Origin of the sequence: Tibeticola sp. (genome assembly GCF_022759015.1) — a bacterium.
GTDB classification, from domain to species: Bacteria; Pseudomonadota; Gammaproteobacteria; order Burkholderiales; family Burkholderiaceae_C; genus Tibeticola; species Tibeticola sediminis.
The window spans coordinates 20,383-37,034 of record NZ_JAEMQB010000090.1 but is presented as its reverse complement, the minus strand read 5'-3'; the positions used below and the strand labels follow the sequence as shown (position 1 = coordinate 37,034).

14 protein-coding genes are annotated in these 16,652 nt (G+C 67.9%); 7 read left to right on the top strand and 7 right to left on the bottom strand.

The window, feature by feature from the left end:
- Positions 1–171: 171 nt before the first annotated feature.
- The 4 genes from JHC36_RS05650 to JHC36_RS05635 are packed head-to-tail and all read right to left on the bottom strand — an operon-like array spanning position 172 to position 5,087.
- Positions 172–1,413: a CaiB/BaiF CoA transferase family protein gene (locus JHC36_RS05650; RefSeq protein ID WP_287916903.1), complete on the bottom strand. Its 1,242-nt coding sequence runs from the start codon at positions 1,411–1,413 to the stop codon at positions 172–174.
- Between the two features lie 44 nt (positions 1,414–1,457).
- Complete coding sequence (locus JHC36_RS05645) at positions 1,458–1,829, bottom strand: polyhydroxyalkanoic acid system family protein (RefSeq protein WP_287916900.1); 372 nt, start codon at positions 1,827–1,829, stop codon at positions 1,458–1,460.
- A 4-nt stretch (positions 1,830–1,833) separates the two neighbouring features.
- Positions 1,834–3,000 (bottom strand): aminopeptidase, encoded by a 1,167-nt coding sequence (locus JHC36_RS05640; RefSeq protein ID WP_287916897.1) that lies wholly within the window; start codon positions 2,998–3,000, stop codon positions 1,834–1,836.
- Positions 2,991–5,087 carry a molybdopterin-containing oxidoreductase family protein gene (locus JHC36_RS05635; RefSeq protein ID WP_287916894.1) on the bottom strand — a complete coding sequence of 699 codons (2,097 nt, stop codon included), beginning with the start codon at positions 5,085–5,087 and terminating at the stop codon, positions 2,991–2,993. The genes JHC36_RS05640 and JHC36_RS05635 overlap by 10 nt, the downstream gene beginning before the upstream one ends.
- A 140-nt stretch (positions 5,088–5,227) precedes the next feature.
- Between JHC36_RS05635 and JHC36_RS05630 the strand changes: the two genes are divergently transcribed.
- Together JHC36_RS05630 and JHC36_RS05625 are read left to right on the top strand one after the other, a co-directional pair.
- Positions 5,228–6,430, top strand: a complete 1,203-nt coding sequence (locus JHC36_RS05630) for a M20 aminoacylase family protein (RefSeq protein ID WP_124220653.1) — start codon at positions 5,228–5,230, stop codon at positions 6,428–6,430.
- Positions 6,427–7,545: a M14 family metallopeptidase gene (locus JHC36_RS05625; protein ID WP_287916891.1), complete on the top strand. Its 1,119-nt coding sequence runs from the start codon at positions 6,427–6,429 to the stop codon at positions 7,543–7,545. The genes JHC36_RS05630 and JHC36_RS05625 overlap by 4 nt, the downstream gene beginning before the upstream one ends.
- 40 nt (positions 7,546–7,585) lie before the next feature.
- On the opposite strand, the gene JHC36_RS05620 is transcribed toward JHC36_RS05625, so the two are convergent.
- Positions 7,586–9,640 carry a lytic transglycosylase domain-containing protein gene (locus JHC36_RS05620; RefSeq protein WP_503006902.1) on the bottom strand — a complete coding sequence of 685 codons (2,055 nt, stop codon included), beginning with the start codon at positions 9,638–9,640 and terminating at the stop codon, positions 7,586–7,588.
- A 94-nt stretch (positions 9,641–9,734) separates the two neighbouring features.
- On the opposite strand from JHC36_RS05620, the gene JHC36_RS05615 reads away from it, so the two are divergent.
- The 5 genes from JHC36_RS05615 to glmU all read left to right on the top strand — a co-directional run bounded on the left by JHC36_RS05615 (position 9,735) and on the right by glmU (position 15,241).
- The gene (locus JHC36_RS05615) at positions 9,735–10,334 is read left to right on the top strand and encodes a 5-formyltetrahydrofolate cyclo-ligase (protein WP_124220646.1); all 600 of its coding nucleotides are present in this window, start codon (positions 9,735–9,737) and stop codon (positions 10,332–10,334) included.
- A gap of 147 nt (positions 10,335–10,481) precedes the next feature.
- Complete coding sequence (gene ppk2 / locus JHC36_RS05610; RefSeq protein ID WP_287916889.1) at positions 10,482–11,693, top strand: polyphosphate kinase 2; 1,212 nt, start codon at positions 10,482–10,484, stop codon at positions 11,691–11,693.
- Between the two features lie 242 nt (positions 11,694–11,935).
- Positions 11,936–12,559, top strand: a complete 624-nt coding sequence (locus JHC36_RS05605; protein ID WP_124220642.1) for a TetR/AcrR family transcriptional regulator — start codon at positions 11,936–11,938, stop codon at positions 12,557–12,559.
- A 76-nt stretch (positions 12,560–12,635) separates the two neighbouring features.
- On the top strand, positions 12,636–13,628 hold the full coding sequence (locus tag JHC36_RS05600; protein ID WP_287916884.1) for an MBL fold metallo-hydrolase: 993 nt from the start codon (positions 12,636–12,638) through the stop codon (positions 13,626–13,628).
- 167 nt (positions 13,629–13,795) lie between these two features.
- On the top strand, positions 13,796–15,241 hold the full coding sequence (gene glmU, locus JHC36_RS05595) for a bifunctional UDP-N-acetylglucosamine diphosphorylase/glucosamine-1-phosphate N-acetyltransferase GlmU (protein ID WP_287916882.1): 1,446 nt from the start codon (positions 13,796–13,798) through the stop codon (positions 15,239–15,241).
- 57 nt (positions 15,242–15,298) lie between these two features.
- Here glmU and JHC36_RS05590 read toward each other — a convergent pair whose 3' ends face one another.
- A complete protein-coding gene (locus tag JHC36_RS05590; protein ID WP_287916881.1) occupies positions 15,299–15,946 on the bottom strand; it encodes a DUF2726 domain-containing protein in 648 nt (215 codons plus the stop codon).
- 141 nt (positions 15,947–16,087) lie between these two features.
- Positions 16,088–16,585, bottom strand: coding sequence for an Lrp/AsnC family transcriptional regulator (locus JHC36_RS05585; RefSeq protein WP_287916879.1), 498 nt, complete (start codon positions 16,583–16,585; stop codon positions 16,088–16,090).
- Positions 16,586–16,652: the final 67 nt, after the last annotated feature.

Below are 16,652 nucleotides of genomic sequence, written 5' to 3'. Positions count from 1 at the left end.
TGCCCGCTTTGACGCCCCAAAACACGCCCGAGGGCGTTGCAAATGCGCGCCGTAGCCCGAGCTACGGCTGTGCTTTGCGCCTACTCGGGCGCGTTTTGGGGCGCCCCTTCGGGCACGCCCAATTCCCTCTCAGCCTCTGATCGCACCCGCAGCCCCGTACGGGGAACACGCTCAGGCGATGACACCACGCGCGCGCAGCGCCGCGATCTGTTCGTCCGACAAACCCAGCTCGCGCAGCACCGCGTCGGTGTCCGCCCCGAGCGCGGGCGCATTGCGCCGGTGCGCGCCTGGGGTGCGGGAGAGCTTGGGCACGATGCCCGGCACCTCGAGTGCGCTGCCGTCGGCCAGGGTGATGCGCTCGATCATGCCGCGCGCCCGGTAATGCGGGTCGGCCGCGATGTCGGCCACCGTGTAGATGCGCCCAGCCGGAACCTCGGCGGCGTCGAGCGCGGCCAGCACCTCGGCCACGCTGCGCACGAGCGTCCAGGCGCCGATGGCGGCGTCGATTTCGGCCACGCGTGCCACGCGGCCCGCGTTGTCGGCCAGCGCCGGGTCTGAACCCAGGTCGTCGCGGCCGATCGCGTGCATCAGCCGGCGGAAGATGCTGTCGCCATTGCCAGCGACGAGCACATAGCCGTCGCGGCAGCGGTAGGCGTTGCTCGGCGCGATGCCGGGCAGCGCGCTGCCCGCAGGCTCGCGCACGACGCCAAACGCGCTGTATTCGGGCAGCAGGCTCTCCATGCAGTTGAACACCGCCTCGTACAGCGCCACGTCGATGACCTGGCCGCGGCCCGAGCGCTCGCGCTCATACAGCGCCATCAGCACGCCGATGACGCCGTGCAGCGACGCCAGTGTGTCGCCGATGGACACACCCACGCGCACCGGCACCTGACCCGGCTCGGCGGTGAGGTGGCGCAGCCCCCCCATGGCCTCGGCCACCACGCCAAAGCCCGGCTTGTCGCGGTAGGGGCCGCTCTGGCCGTAGCCGCTGATGCGCAGCATCACGAGCCGCGGGTTCAGCGCCAAGAGCGCATCCGGCCCCAGCCCCCAGCCCTCCATCGCGCCGGGGCGGAAGTTTTCGATCAGCACGTCGGCTTCGCGGGCGAGTGCGCGCACCACGTCCTGCGCTTCGGGCTGCCGCAGGTCGAGCGCCAGCGAGCGCTTGTTGCGCGACTGCACCTGCCACCAGACCGAGGTGCCGTCCTTGAGCAAGCGCCAGCGCCGCAGCGGGTCGCCCGCGCCGGGGGGTTCGATCTTCACCACATCGGCGCCGAAGTCGGCCAGTGTCTTGGCCGCGAACGGGCCGGCGATGAGCTGCCCGAGTTCGAGCACCTTGAGGCCTGCGAGCGGGCCGAGCGGCGCATCCAGCGTCGCTGACGGGTGCGTTGCGGGGGTGGGTGAGGTTTCGGACATGGCGATTCGACGGGGACTCGGCGGCGAGGCCCAGTGAACGAAGATCAAACGGCTTTCTTGCCAGCGCCCCTCTTCTTGGCGGCGGTGTCCGCGTGCGGACCGGCAGCGGCTTTGCGCGCCGCCGGCGGATGGGCCAGCAGTTCGTCGAGGTTCTTCACGATCTCGGCCTCGATGCGGTCTTTGAACGCGCCGAGCAGAAAGCCGAGCTTGGCCTCGAGTTCGAAGGCATGCGGCAACACTTTGAGCGTGCCGCTGGCACCGGTGCGCTGGAAGTGCACCGTGTCCTCGTCGTCGCCTTCTTCATAGGTGCAGGCCATGCCGAAATCACGCTCGGCCTCCTCGGCCCAGCGCAGGGCGAGCTTGCGCGCCGCGGCATGGCCGAGGTGGTGTTTGCGGTGGATGTGGATGGTGGACATGGGTCTAGCGTTCCTTCGCAGTGGCGGCCAAGGCCTCGAGGGCAGCGTGCCGCTCACCGGGCGGCAGCGCGGCGAGGCGGCGCACCGCATCATAAAAGGAGCGCCACTGCGCGGGGGTGACGCCGCCACCCGCGCGCGCCAGCAGCACCTCGAAGCCGGGCCGCAGCGCGTCATACGCCCCCAAAGCGCCAAAGCTCGCGTTATTCGCCTTCGCCACCCAGGCGTCGTAGCCGCTCCAGCGCGCATCGGGCTCGGGCCAGCCGCGTTTGAGCGCTTCGTAGTCGGCGCGAAAACGCGCCATGACTTCCATTTTGATAGCAATCATCGACCGATTCACGCCGGGATCTGGCCGATTTTGTTCATAAACAGCCGCCAGGGCCTGCCGTGTCGCGCGGGTGAGCGCGGCAAACGCCTCCCGCTGGCGCAGGGTCCGTGCCCAGCTCGCGCGCGTGACCTCGTTGCCGTGCCGATCGAGCCACAGCGCCACGCCCGCGCGCTCGACCGCGCTGGCGAAGGACTCGTTGAATTCCGTGTCGCCTTCGACATAAAGCACCTGGTGCGCGAGCTCGTGGAACATCAGCCGCGCCAGGTCGCCCTCGTGTCCGAGCGCGAAGGTCGACAACAAGGGGTCGCCGCCGATCCAGTTGAGCCGACCGAGCGTCGAATACGCGGGCACGCCATAGACGTCGACCTCCCAGCCTTCGCGCGCCAGCAGGGCAGCCTCGGCGCGGGCGTCGGCTTCGGCAAAGTAACCCCGGTAGCCTACGCAGCCCGCCACCGGAAAGCACCAGGTTTTGAGCGTGAGCGCATCCGCCGGCGCGGCGACCACGTTCCACACGGCGTACGGTCGGCGCAGATCGGCATAGCGGTGGTAGGAGGCGTTGTCCGGCAGCGCGAGTGCGTCGACGGCGAAGGCGCGCATTGCCTGCGCCAGTCGCAGCCGGTCACGCAAGGCCTCGCTGCTGGCGGGGTCGCTGAGCCAGTCGTCGATCGGCCGCGCCTCGGCGAGCAGGTCCAGGTGCCCACGCACCGCCTGCGCGTAGTAGCCCAGCCCGTCGAGGCTGCTGCAGCCCGCCAGCACCGGCAGAAACGCCAGCAGCAGGAGCGCCCTCTGCCCGCGGTGGCGCGCCGCGCGGGCGCTCGCACCGCCGTGGCCCAAACTCAGGCGCATCCCTCGGCGGCGCTGCGCTGGGCGCCAGGGGCGAAGCGCTCGACTTCGACCAGACAGTCGTAAAACGTCGGGCCGCGGCCGAGGTCGGTCAAGCGCTGGCTCGTGAGTTCGTTCACGTTCGTTCCGTCGCGCCCGAACTTGCGCCACCAGATGCCCAGGCCGTTGACCACGCCCGCGCGCGCCCGTGGGCTGATGCGCGCGATGCAGCGGTGGCTGCCGCGGTCGTTGTACACGCGCACCTCGTCGCCGTCGGCAATGCCGCGCGCGGCCGCGTCGGTGGCGTGGATTTCGAGCAGCGGTTCACCCTCGCTCGCACGCAGGCTCTCGACGTTGACGAAGCTGGAGTTGAGAAAGTGGCGCGCCGGTGGCGAGATCATCGCCAGCGGATGACGCGGGTCGCTCCCTGACGCCTCGTGGTTCGGCAGATGGTCGGGCAGGCCATCGAGCCCTTGCGCGGCAAGCCGCTCGCTCCAGAACTCGCAGCGCCCCGAGGGCGTCGGGAAATTCCCTTCGGCAAACGGCGCTTCGGGCAGCTCCAGCGGCGCAAAGCCCTGCGCCAGCAGCCGCTCGAAGTCCACGCGCGCGCCCAAGGCCGTGCGGCACAGCGTCAGGTCGTCGTCGGCGAAGCAGGCCTCGGTGTAGCCCATGCGCGTGGCGAGCGCGCGGAAGATCTCGGTGTTGGGCCGCGCCTCGCCGAGCGGCGCAATCGCTGGGCGGTTGAGCAGCACGTCGGTGTGGCCGTAGCTGGTGTGGATGTCCCAGTGCTCGAGCTGCGTGGTGGCGGGCAGGATGAAGTCGGCATGGTCAGCCGTGTCGGTGCGGAAGTGTTCGAGCACCACGGTGAACAGGTCCTCGCGCGCAAATCCCTGCACCACCTTGGCCGATTCGGGCGCCACCGCCACCGGGTTGCTGTTGTAGACGACGAGCGCTTCGATCTTCGGCCCAAAGCCGCTCGAGGCTACGCGCAGCAAATCGTCGCCGATGGTCGACATATTGATCGTGCGCGGCCGCCGCGTGCCCAGCAGATCCGGCCGCTGCAGCGCGGCGCGGTCGATCGGAAACGCGCCCGAGCTCGACAACAGCAGCCCACCCGCGCGGTGCCGCCAGGCGCCGGTCAGCGCCGGCAGGCAGGCGATGGCCCGCACCGCGTTGCCGCCACCGCGCACCCGCTGCATGCCGTAGTTGAGGCGAATAGCCGCCGGTTGCGTCGTGCCCCAGGCCTGCGCGAGCGCGCGAATCTGTGCCACCGGCAGCCCGCAGACCTCGGCCGCGCGCTCGGGCGGCCATTGCAGCGCCCGCGCCGCGAGCGCCTCGAAGCCGAGGGTGTGGCGCTCGATGTAGTCCCGATCGAGCCAATCGTGGGTGATGAGCTCGTGCATCAGTGCGAGCGCCAGCGCGGCGTCCGTGCCCGGCAGCAGTTGCAGGTGCTCGTGGCATTTCTCGGCCGTCTCGGTACGCCGCGGGTCGATGCACACCAGGCGCGCGCCGCGGCGCTTGGCCTCCTGCGCATGCCGCCAGAAGTGCAGGTTGCTGGTGATCGAGTTGCTGCCCCAGATCAGGATGAGTCGGGATTCGGCGAAGAACTCCACCCGCATGCCCACCTTGGCGCCGATCGTGTAGAGCAGCGCTTCGCCCCCGGCGGCCGAGCAGATGGTGCGGTCGAGCAGCGACGCGCCCATTCGATGAAAAAAGCGCGCCGCCATCGCCTCCCCTTGCACCAAACCCATGGTGCCCGCGTAGCTGTAGGGCAGCACCGCCTCGGGGTTGCGCGCGGCAATCGCCCCCAGGCGCGCGGCGATGGTGTCGAGCGCTTCGTCCCAAGACACCGGCGTGAACTGGCCGCTGCCTTTGGGGCCGCTGCGCTTGAGCGGCTGCAGCACGCGATCCGGGTGATAGGTGCGCTCAGGGTAGCGGGCCACCTTGGTGCACAGCACGCCGGCCGTGGCCGGATGCTCGGGATTGCCCTGCACGCGCACGGCGACGCCGTTTTCGACCGTCGTGAGGAGGGCGCAAGTGTCGGGGCAGTCGTGCGGGCAGGCGCCGCGCACGGTGTGGCCGACGGACGGAGGTGTGGTGACGGAATTCATCGGTTCTGGCTCTGGAGGGAAAAACCCCGATCCCCAGCGGGGATGATCGGACGTAGATTGAACCACGAAGCGGGGGCGGGGGCACGGTCCGGGCAAGCCCCGTGGCAGAGCTCGAACGATCGGGCTAGACTGTCCGGACCATGAAGCTGATCGACACCCTACTCGCCGACGCGGCGGCCATCGCCGAAATCCGTCGGGACCTGCATGCGCACCCCGAGCTGTGCTTCGAAGAGGCTCGAACCTCCGACATCGTCGCCGCGCGCCTCACGGAATGGGGCATCCCCATCCACCGCGGGCTCGGCAAAACAGGGGTCGTCGGCATCGTCCACGGCCGGGACGGTGGCGCCTGCGGTCGCGCCGTCGGCCTGCGCGCGGATATGGACGCGCTGCCGATCCAAGAGCACAACCACTTCGCGCACGCCAGCCGCCATGCGGGCAAGATGCACGCCTGCGGCCACGACGGCCATGTGGCGATGCTGCTCGCCGCGGCGCGGCATTGGTCGCGCCAGCGGGACTTCGACGGCACGGTCTACCTGATCTTCCAGCCTGCGGAAGAGGGCGGCGGCGGCGCCCGCGAAATGATCCGCGACGGCCTGTTCGAACGCTTCCCCATGGAAGCGGTGTTCGGCATGCACAACTGGCCGGGCTTCCCGGTGGGCAGCTTCGCCGTCAGCCCCGGTCCGGTGATGGCTTCGAGCAATGAGTTCAAGATCACGCTGCGCGGCAAGGGCTGTCACGCGGCGCTGCCGCATCTGGGGCTCGACCCGGTGCCGGTCGCCTGCCAGATGGTGCAGGCCTTCCAAACCATCATCAGCCGCAACAAGAAACCCATCGACGCCGCGGTGCTGAGCGTGACCATGATCCATGCCGGCGAGGCGACCAACGTCGTGCCTGAGTCCTGCGAATTGCAAGGCACCGTGCGCACCTTCAGCGTCGACGTGCTCGACCTCATCGAGCGCCGGATGCGCGAGATTGCCGAGCACACGGCGGCCGCGTTCGGGATGAGTTGCGACTTCGAATTCGTGCGCAACTACCCGCCCACCGTCAATTCCGCGGCAGAAGCGGAATTTGCCCGCGCCGTGATGGCCGACATCGTCGGTGCCGAAGCCGTTCTCGACCAGGAACCGACGATGGGGGCCGAGGATTTCGCCTACATGCTCCAGGTCAAGCCCGGCGCCTATTGCTTCATCGGAAACGGCGAAGGCAGCCACCGCGAAGCCGGCCACGGTGCCGGTCCCTGCACCCTGCATAACCCCAGTTACGACTTCAACGACGAACTGATTCCGCTCGGGGCGACCTATTGGGTTCAGCTGGCCGAACGCTGGCTCGCGCAGGTCCGATGATCGACCTTACCCAGGCCTTCTCCAACACCTATCGCGAAGCGCGTCGGCGCTTTCTCGAGGCGGCCGCCGCTGCCGGGCTGCACTTGGCATCTTTCGCTCACCCCTTGCGCGGCATCGAGGGTGAGGATCTCGCGCTCGACGTCGCCTATGCACCGGCCGTCAGCGACCCCGGCGCGGCCGCCGAGCGCCCCGAGCGCCTGCTGATCGTCAGCAGTGCCTGCCACGGCATCGAGGGTTACTGTGGTTCGGGCGTGCAGGTGTTTGCCCTGCACGATGCAGCCTGGCTCGAGGCCGCGCAGGCTGCGGGCGTCTCGGTTCTGTTCCTGCACGCGCTCAACCCCTATGGCTTTTCCTTCGGTCGCCGGGTGACGCATGAAAACGTCGACCTGAACCGCAACTTTCAGGATTTCGCCCAGCCATTGTCCGACAACCCCGAATACCGTTCCTTGCACCCCTGGCTGTTGCCCGAACACTGGCCACCCGATGCCGCCCACGAGGCCGGCCTGCAGCAATGGATACGCACCCACGGTGGCGCGGCTTACCAGGCCGCGGTGACACGGGGTCAATATGAATTCCCCGACGGACTGTTTTTCGGGGGTCATGCGCCCACCTGGAGCCATGTCACCCTGCGCAGCGTGCTGCGACGTTGGGGGCGCGGGGCACAGCGCCTGGCCTGGATCGACCTGCACACCGGCCTGGGTCCCCAGGGCATCGGGGAGCGGATTTTTGCGGGCCGCAACGATCCAAGCGCCATCGCGCGCGCCCGTCGGTGGTGGGGACCGGCGGTGACCTCCATCTACGACGGTTCGTCGTCTTCGGCCTTGCTGACCGGCTTGATGTGGAACGCCGCTTACGAAGAGTGCCCTCAGGCCGAATACACCGGCATCGCCCTCGAGTACGGTACCGAGCCGATCGAGGAGGTGACCGAGGCCTTGCGCGCCGAGCAGTGGCTGCACCAGCACCCCGAGGCGGACGCGACCACCGCGGTGGCCATCCGCCGGCGCATACGCGCAGCCTTCTACACCGAAACACCCGAGTGGAAGGCTCAGGTCGTGAGCCAGGCGCGTCAGGCGCTGTTCCAGGCGCTCGACGGCCTCGCGCACGAGCAACGCTGAACCGGCCCCTTGCGCACGGGGGACATCGCCAGGGGTTGGTTCAGGGTAAGTCGCGGTTCTCGGGCGGCTCCAACCCAGCGGGGCGTGGCCCGACGAGGCCGAGCCGGCGGCGCAGCGATTGCGGCTCGCCGGTGATGAGTGCGGCGTAACTCGTGGTGTTGGCGAGCACCTTTTTCACATACTCCCGGGTTTCGTTGAACGGAATGTTCTCGGCCCAGATCGCGGCTTCGAGCACGGGGCCGTTGCGCCAGGCGCGCGGACGTCCCGGCCCGGCGTTGTAGGCGGCTGTGGCCAGCGGCATCGAGCCGTCGAAGGCGTCGAGCAAAAGCTTCAGATAGGCCGTGCCGATGGCGATGTTGGTGTCGCGGTCGTTGAGCCGATCCACCGTGAAGCCGTTGAGCCCGATCTTCTTGGCTGTCCAGCGCGCGGTCGCGGGCATGACCTGCATCAGCCCCGAGGCGCCCACGCCCGAGCGTGCGTCGGTGATGAAGCGGCTTTCCTGCCGGATCAGGCCGTAGACAAACGCGGGGTCGAGGCCAATCGCCTGGCTGCGCTGGAGCACCGCGTCGCGGTGTGGCATGGGAAACCGCTGTTCGAAGTCGATCAGCTCGCGCGTGCGCTCGCTGGTGTTGATGCAGCGGTCCCAGACGGACCGCTCGCAGGCCAGATCGGCCGCTGCCAGCAGCGCGCGGTCGCTCATGCCGCCGTTCTGATGCAGGTTCGTGGTGTAGTTCCATTCACGCACGCCTTCGCTGCGCAGCCCGAGGGCGATGGCCGCCAGCGCCCGCTGCAAGCCGGGCTCGGCGCGGGCCTGCGCCTTTTCTTCGGCGGTCAGCGGCGCGGGTTTGGGGGGAACCGCCAGGCGCTGCCCCAAGTCTTCGAGTGCGAGCATTTCATAAAAGCCCCGGGGCGACGCGATCGAGGCCAGCGCCTGCTGCGCGTGGCGCCACTCGGCATGGTGCCGGCGCACGGCGTAGATCTCCGCGGGGGCTTTGCGGGTGGGGGCGCTCGCTGCGGCTCGGGCATCCTCGGCGGCAAAGCGCGCACGCTCGTCGGGTGGAATTTCCGCCAGCAGCGCGCGCGCGAGCCAATACGTCCAGACCGGCTCCGCCTGCGCCGCGGGGCTCATGGCCTCGATGGCGCGACGCACGGCCGGCCATTGACCTTGGCGCAGGGCGGCGCGTGCCGCAAAGCCGAGCGTGTCGTCGTTGAGGTCGGCGAGGCGGCTGACACGCGCGAAATGCTCGCTGGCTTCGTCCTGCAGCCGCAGCGCGGCCTGACGACCGATGGCTCCCCAGGCCCAGTTTTGTTCTTCGAGCGTCAACACTCCGAGCCAACCCGCTTCGAGTTTGCGCGCCGCAAGCGCCGGGTCGTTCGTGGCCAGGCGGATCAGCGCCAGGAGAGCCAACTCGCGCCGCTTGCGGCCCACGGTCCATCGGTGCTTGTCGAGGTAACGCGCCGGCTCGGCCATGAGGTCGCTGACTTGGCTCGCGACTTCTGGGGCGTCGATTTCGATCGCGGCGCGTGCGGCCCTCGGACGGTTGGCCTCGATCGCCAGGCGCGCCTTGCGCCAGATGTCCAGCGGCTTGAGTCGTCCCGCGGCGTAGAGCCGGTCGGCAGCCAGGGTGCAGCCATCGTCCGCATCCCGTTGGGCATACCACAGGCGGCGCACCTCGTCGGCAACATCGGCGCCGGTGCGCAGATGGTCCACGACGAGGGCGTAACAGCGCACCTCGCGGTCGTCCTTCATGCGGTAACGCGGCAATTCGGCGGCGAAGGCGTCCCAGTCGCGGCGCTGGCCGAGCAGCAGCAGCCAGTCGTTGCGCAGCCGGTCTTCCTGGTAGGTGCCGGCATAGCGTTCGAAAAAGGCCTGCACCTCCTGCGGCGTGGCCGTCTCAAGCCGCGCTTTGAGTTCCCAATACGCCGCCCAGGGCTCGAGCACATGGCCCCGCGCCTGGGGCAACAAGGCGCTCAGCCGATGGCTGTCCCCCTTACGAAACGCCTGCTGCATTTGCAGCAAGACCTCGTCGCCGTTGGGCGTTTGAGCCTGGGCGGGCAGCGGAAGCTGGAGCAGCGCGCCGAGCAGCATCCACATCGCCCAAAGATTGCAGCGCCAGCGGGCGGCGGGGGGTGTGGAAGCAGGAGATTGGGACAATGTCAGAATGTTCGGCCAACGCATGCGGAGCATTATGGACAGTTTGAAGCGCGATCTCGCCGCCGAGAAAAAAGCCCTGCGGCAACGGCTCATCGCCGAGCGTCAGGCCCTGCCCGACCGGCTCGAACGTGCCGAGGCCTTGCAGCGGGTGCTGCGTATCTGGCTCGTCGACCGGCCCGATACGGTCATCGGCGCGTACTGGCCGATCAAGGGCGAGTTCGACCCCCTGCCGGCGCTGCACCGCTGGAAGGAAGACGGCGAGCTGCTCGATGAGCCGCAGCGGCGTCGCATCGGCTTGCCGGTCGTGAACAAGCAGCACAAGACGCTGACCTTCCACGCTTGGTACCCGGGTTGTCCGATGGAGGAAGACGCCTACGGCATTCCCAAGCCCAAGGACACGGAGGTGGTCGTGCCCACGCTGCTGTTCGTGCCCTGCGTGGGCTATGGGCCCGGTGGCTACCGGCTGGGCTACGGCGGCGGCTTTTATGACCGCACGCTCGCCACCTTGGAGCCCAAGCCGTTCACCGTCGGCCTCGGATTTGCGACCGGTTTCGTCGAAGACCTCGAACCCGAGCCGCACGACGTGCCGCTCGACGCCATCCTCAACGACCACGGCGTCGTCTGGCCGGTTTGAGCGGCCTCGCCCGTGGCTGAAGGGCGAGCAAATTCCCAGCCATGCCAGGCTTGTGACCGCCGCATGACAGCGCTTGATTTGCATCAATCGATCGGCCCAGGCAGCGGCGCACAGTGAAAGCTTTTGCACTGTCCAAGGAGGATCCCCATGGCCGAGAAGCCCGCATCGCCCACCGCCGCATCCGTTGACCGCCCCGCCGAACGCAGCCGCCGCGCCCGTGCGGTGAAGCCGGGCCGCGCCGCCGATGTGCCCCGTCCCACTTCGCGTGGCGACGTGTCGCCGGTCCACGGCCGCAGCCTCGAAGCTTATGTGGCCCGCGAAGCGACCGAAGCCGCGCAGGACAAGACCATCGAGGCGGTGAAATCTTTGCTCGAGCCCGGCGCCCCGGGCTCGCCCGACGAACGCGCGCAGGCCTTGCGTGCCATCCTCGAAGGCGCTGCACCCGACGATGCAACCGTGCTGCGCCGCATGCTGCTCGGACAGGACGGCAGCACGGCGAAGGGCCGCGGCAAGCTCGCCAAAGCCTTGGTCAACCCCGACGACGAACTCGCTCCGGACTGGCGCGACGGCGGCTACCCGTACAAGAACCTGATGCGGCGCTCGACCTACGAGAAGGAGAAGTTCCGCCTGCAGGTCGAACTGCTCAAGCTCCAAGCCTGGGTCAAGGAGACGGGGCAGCGCGTGGTCATCCTCTTCGAAGGCCGTGACGCAGCCGGCAAGGGCGGCACCATCAAGCGCTTCATGGAGCACCTCAACCCCCGCGGCGCGCGCGTGGTGGCGCTGGAAAAGCCCAGCGAGATCGAACGTGGCCAGTGGTACTTCCAGCGCTATGTGCAGCACCTGCCCACGGCGGGCGAAATCGTGCTGTTCGACCGCAGTTGGTACAACCGCGCGGGCGTCGAGCGGGTGATGGGCTTTTGCACGCCCGAGGAATACAACGAGTTCATGCGCCAGACGCCCGAGTTCGAGCGCAACCTGGTACGCAGCGGCATCCACCTCATCAAGTTCTGGTTCTCGGTCAGCCAGGCCGAGCAGCGCCGTCGCTTCAAGGAGCGGCAAAACCACCCGCTCAAGCAGTGGAAGCTCAGCCCCATCGACATGGCCAGCCTCGACAAATGGGACGACTACACCCGTGCCAAAGAAGCGATGTTTTTCGAGACCGATACCGCCGATGCGCCGTGGACGGTGGTCAAGAGCGACTGCAAGAAGCGCGCGCGCCTCAACGCCATGCGCTACGTGCTGCACAAGCTGCCGTATACGAACAAGGACGTCGAGCGCATCGGCAAGCTCGACCCGCTGATCGTCGGCCGCGCGCATGTGGTCTACGAGCGGGGCGAGAAGCCCGGCGCGCTGATTTGAGCGGTCGCTGGGCCGCCACGCCGCGGTGCGCCTGGCGAACACGGCGAGCATTCGGGCGGGAACCATCAGGCAACGCTGAACCAGTCCCTCGCGCCCCGCGCATCCCGGCTGCGGGCGGTCTGCGTCGAAAGCAAATCCTCGCCATAGCTGCGGCTATTGCCTCGGTTTGCGCCTCGCATCCCATCCCGCGGCCGCTCGCGCACCATCGCGGGAACTGATTCAGCGTTGCCATAATCGCGGCCATGGCTCGACCCAAATCCGCGACCCACGAACTCAAACGCGACGAAATCCTCGATGCCGCGGCGCGCTGCTTCGCCGAGCGCAGTTACCCCGCGGCGAGCATGAACGACATTGCCGCCGCCTGCGGCACGAGCAAGGCGCGGCTCTACCACTACTACACGGCGAAAGACGCGCTGCTGTTCGACCTGCTCGACCGGTACACGCAGCGGCTGCTGTTGCTCGTGGCCCAGGTCGAGGCGGCGGCGCAGCGGCGGCGCTTGGACGACCGCGCGGCGCTGCACGAGCTGATCCGAAGCTTCCTCGCCGAGTACGAACACTCGGCCACGCGGCATGTGGCGCTGCTCAACGACGTGAAGTTCCTCAGCGACGCGCCTGATGAGGCGCTGGGTGGTGTTTCGCCGCGCGAGCTCATCCTCAACCGGCAGCGCGACATCGTCGCCGCCGTCACGCGCGCGTTACGGCGGGCCTACCCGCAGGCACTCGACGAGCGCAACGAGGCGGCTCGCACCATGATGCTGTTCGGCATGATCAACTGGACTTTTACCTGGCTGCGGCCCGGTGGACCGATGAGCTACGCCGACTTCGCCGAGGAGGTGATTGCGTTGCTGGAGCGGGGGATGGCCTAGGCGTCGTGATTTACCGATGCGAAATGCTTTACGATTAGTAAAACCGTTTGGACGTATTCATCGCACCGGAGCCCCCATGACCACCAAAGCCTTCGCCAGCCAAGGCGACCTGCAAGACAAGAAGATCACCTTCGAACGCCTGAGCGAACATTGCTGGGCCTACACCGCCGAGGGCGACCCGAACTCAGGCGTCATCATCGGTGAGCGCGCTATTCTGGTCAGCGACGCCACTGCCACGCCGGCGATGGCGCGTGACCTGATCCGCCAGATTCGCACCGTCAGCGACAAGCCGATCCAATACCTGTTGCTGACGCACTACCACGCGGTGCGGGTGCTCGGTGCCAGCGCCTTTGCTGCTGAGGGCTGCCGCGACATCATCGCGAGCCAGGGCACTTATGAGCTCATCGTCGAGCGCGGCGCGCAAGACATGAAGAGCGAGATGGAGCGCTTTCCGCGTCTCTTTCGCGGCGCCGAGGAGATCCCTGGACTGACTTGGCCGACGCTCGTCATCGGCGGTGGCAACCCCATGCGCGGCGAGGTCCCGGGCCGCCTCAGCATCGACCTCGGCGGCGTGAAGGTGCAGATCTGGAATCCCGGCCCCGGCCACACCCGCGGCGACACCATCGCCTGGGTCGAGGAAGAAAAGGTGCTGTTCAGCGGCGACCTGGTCGAATACGAGGCCGGCGTCTACACCGGCGACGCGCAACTCGAAGAATGGCCCGCCACGCTCGATGCGCTGCGCGCGCTCGGCGCCGAAGCCCTGGTGCCTGGCCGTGGCGAAGCCATGAAAGGTCGCGCCAACGTCGAAAAAGCCCTCGACTACACCCGTCGATGGGTTACCACCCTGTACCAGGCCGGCAAAGAGGCTGTCGCCGCTGGCATGGATCTCAAGGCCGCCATAGCGCACGCCCGAAAAAAAATGGATCCGGTGTTCGGCCATGTGTTCATCTACGAACACTGCCTGCCCTTCGACGTCAGCCGCGCCTACGACGAAGCCAGCGGCATCAAGAACCCACGCATCTGGACCGCCGAGCGCGACAAGGAAATGTGGCAGGCTTTGCAGGGCTGAGGGGCCCAAACCGCCGTCGTGCCAACCGCCTGAGTTGTGCCCAGGCGGGCGCCGGTTGGCGGCGGCCGGGCCACCTGTCACGCTGAATTCACGCTCGCCTTGGGATCCCGCCTTGCAGGCGTTCGCCGCGGGGATAATGAGGCGTCATCTGCCCTTTTTGCTTGCCCATGACTGCTTCTGCCCTGCACGGCGCCGCCGCTTCCACGCTCCCCCTCGACGTCGTCATCCTTGCTGCAGGCAAGGGCACACGGATGAAGAGTCGGATTCCCAAGGTGTTGCAAAAGCTCGCCGGGCGGCCCTTGCTGCATCATGTGCTGAGCACCGCGGCCCAGCTCGGGGCGCGTTCCGCGGTGGTCGTCACTGGGCATGGTGCTCCTGAAGTAGAAGCAAGCTGTGCCCGATTGACGCCGGTGGAAGGGCCAATTGCCTTGAAATTCGTGCGCCAGGAGCCGCAGTTGGGCACCGGTCATGCCGTGCAGCAAGCGGTGCCGGCGCTGGGCGACGACGGGCGCGTGCTGGTGCTCTCGGGTGACGTGCCGCTCACCCGTGCCGAAACGCTGCTCGAGCTGATCGAGGCGGCCGGTCCAGACGGCGAGCAGCGCCTGGCGCTGCTGACGGTCGAGTTGCCCGACCCGACCGGCTATGGACGCATCGTGCGCTCGCCTGAGGGTGCGGTGCGCGCGATCGTCGAGGAAAAAGACGCCACGCCCGAGCAACGTGCCATCCACGAGGTGTATAGCGGCATCCTGGTTGCGCCGGCGCGCTGGCTCAAGGCGGCGCTGGCTCGACTCACGAACGACAACGCGCAGCGCGAGTACTACCTGACGGACGTGGTGAAGTTCGCCGTGGCCGACGGTTTGCCGGTGGTGACGCACCGCTGCGGCGACGCGCTCGAAGTCGCGGGCGTCAACAGCCCCGCCCAGCTTGCCGAGCTCGAGCGCGCCTATCAGCGCCGGGCAGCCGAGGCGCTGATGGCTCAAGGCGTGCGCCTGGCGGATCCGGCTCGCTTCGATGTGCGGGGCCGCTTGGCGTGCGGCTCGGACGTCGACATCGACGTCGGTTGCATCTTCGAGGGCGAGGTGGTTCTGGGTGACGGCGTGCAGATCGGCGCGTACTGCGTGATTGCGAACGCCCGCATCGAGTCGGGTGCGGTCATCGCCCCGTTCACGCACATCGACGGCGAGCGCCTCGGCGTGCAGGTCGGCCCGGGTGCCCGTGTGGGCCCGTTTGCGCGGCTGCGCCCCGGGGCGGTGCTGGGGCGGGAGGTGCACATCGGTAATTTCGTCGAGGTCAAGAACTCCACCCTGGCCGACGGCGCCAAGGCCAATCATCTCGCCTACCTGGGCGATGCCAGCGTGGGCGAGCGGGTCAATTACGGCGCGGGGACGATCACCGCGAACTACGATGGCGCCAACAAGCACCGAACCGTCATCGAGGCAGATGTGCACATCGGCAGCAACTCCGTGCTGGTGGCGCCGGTCGTGATCGGCGCGGGCGGCACGGTCGGCGCGGGCTCGGTCGTGACGAAAGACACGCCCGCCGGTGCGCTCACCGTGGCGCGGGGGCGTCAGGTCAGCATCCCGAACTGGCAGCGGCCGCAGATGAAGTCCTGAAACGGTTTCCGGGTCGCTGCGCGCGGGGAGCGTTCAGCGGTGGCCGAAGCCCGTGGGTTACTCTCGCGCCGCGCGCCAGGCCGCTTCGGCTTCGTCGGGCTCCAACAGCAGCACCGTTATGCCCATGATGGACGATTCAGGCTCCGTCGCCGCGGGCTGGCTCTGATGGCGTGGCGCGAACGCAGCCGCTTCGAGCGGTGCGTCTGCGCCCGGGTTCAAGGCGGCGCCGGCGAGTTTGAGCCGAAAGTCCGCCGCCTCGGGCCATTGCTCGGGCGTGCCCTTGAGCCGCACGAGCCGGATGCCCGCGGACTTGAGCGCGCGGTTCTTGATTCGATCGCTTTTTTCCTGGTCCGAGCCGCGCGACTCAGCCAGATCGAACGCAAAAATGGCCTTGCCGTTGGCGGCGCAAACCGCGAAATCCACGCTCATGCCCGCAAGGGCAGCGCGGCCTGCGGCGCGTTGTTCGGGCGAACGCGGTGTGACCAGCCGCTCCAGTGGCGCGTGCACCAAGACGACGCATTCAGGGAACGCGGCGAGCAGATACTGCACGATTTGAGCCTCTGCGGGTCGCACGGCCACGGCCGGCGCGTAGGTATAGGCTTTGCGCCGCGCACGCTTGGATTTCCCCCGCAAGAGCACGAGCGCCAGCGCCAGTATGGCGGTGCCGGCAGCAGCAAGAGCCATCCAGTTGGGGTCGAGGTTCATGGGCAGACGTGCACGCGCGCTGCGGGGGCACGCGAACCGGGGAAAAGAGGTAGAACATACCTCCACACAGAGTTTTCATTGTGACGCTTTCGTTCTGACCTGGGAACCGTCGCGGGCGTACCGGGGCTGCGGAAGGTGGCACTATTTCGCGCGGTCGGCCAAAACCGGAAGCCGCGGATGGAACTTCGCGCAGTGCACGGCGAAGAAGGCCCGCACATGCCGCACGGCTGCGTCGGCGGTAAACCGGCGCTGCGCGAGCGCGTGGTAGGCCGGCATGTCGGGGATGTGGATCACCGCCACGAAGTCCGGCCCCGGTGAGACGCGCCAGCATTGTTGGACCGCTTCCTCCGCCACCAGACTTTGCTCGAAGCGCTCGAGCGTTTGTGCATCCTGCCGCTCGAGGTTGATTTCGACGATGGCCGTCAGGCCATGCCCCAGGGCCGAGGCCAGCCGGATGGGGTCGACGATCGCCACGATGCGCTCGATGAGCCCTGCGGCGCGCAGCCGCCGAACGCGCCGCAGGCAAGTCGCGGGCGAAACGCACACCGCTTCGGCCAGCGCCTGGTTGCTCAAGGACGCGTCTTGCTGCAGGGCGTCGAGCAGCCGCCGGTCGATTTCATCGAGGATCAAATCGTTCATATTCAAATCTCAAAAGAAAGAAACTTTCGAACGGATCAAGAGATGCAAGAAAGCTTCGTTTTCGTGA

Excerpts from the sequence above, each read along its gene's own strand:
- JHC36_RS05650 (WP_287916903.1), bottom strand. The coding sequence starts at position 1,413 with ATGTCCGAAACCTCACCCACCCCCGCAACGCACCCGTCAGCGACGCTG.
- JHC36_RS05645 (WP_287916900.1), bottom strand. The coding sequence starts at position 1,829 with ATGTCCACCATCCACATCCACCGCAAACACCACCTCGGCCATGCCGCG.
- JHC36_RS05640 (WP_287916897.1), bottom strand. The coding sequence starts at position 3,000 with ATGCGCCTGAGTTTGGGCCACGGCGGTGCGAGCGCCCGCGCGGCGCGC.
- JHC36_RS05635 (WP_287916894.1), bottom strand. The coding sequence starts at position 5,087 with ATGAATTCCGTCACCACACCTCCGTCCGTCGGCCACACCGTGCGCGGC.
- JHC36_RS05630 (WP_124220653.1), top strand. The coding sequence starts at position 5,228 with ATGAAGCTGATCGACACCCTACTCGCCGACGCGGCGGCCATCGCCGAA.
- JHC36_RS05625 (WP_287916891.1), top strand. The coding sequence starts at position 6,427 with ATGATCGACCTTACCCAGGCCTTCTCCAACACCTATCGCGAAGCGCGT.
- JHC36_RS05620 (WP_503006902.1), bottom strand. The coding sequence starts at position 9,640 with ATGTGGATGCTGCTCGGCGCGCTGCTCCAGCTTCCGCTGCCCGCCCAG.
- JHC36_RS05615 (WP_124220646.1), top strand. The coding sequence starts at position 9,735 with ATGGACAGTTTGAAGCGCGATCTCGCCGCCGAGAAAAAAGCCCTGCGG.
- ppk2 (WP_287916889.1), top strand. The coding sequence starts at position 10,482 with ATGGCCGAGAAGCCCGCATCGCCCACCGCCGCATCCGTTGACCGCCCC.
- JHC36_RS05605 (WP_124220642.1), top strand. The coding sequence starts at position 11,936 with ATGGCTCGACCCAAATCCGCGACCCACGAACTCAAACGCGACGAAATC.
- JHC36_RS05600 (WP_287916884.1), top strand. The coding sequence starts at position 12,636 with ATGACCACCAAAGCCTTCGCCAGCCAAGGCGACCTGCAAGACAAGAAG.
- glmU (WP_287916882.1), top strand. The coding sequence starts at position 13,796 with ATGACTGCTTCTGCCCTGCACGGCGCCGCCGCTTCCACGCTCCCCCTC.
- JHC36_RS05590 (WP_287916881.1), bottom strand. The coding sequence starts at position 15,946 with ATGAACCTCGACCCCAACTGGATGGCTCTTGCTGCTGCCGGCACCGCC.
- JHC36_RS05585 (WP_287916879.1), bottom strand. The coding sequence starts at position 16,585 with ATGAACGATTTGATCCTCGATGAAATCGACCGGCGGCTGCTCGACGCC.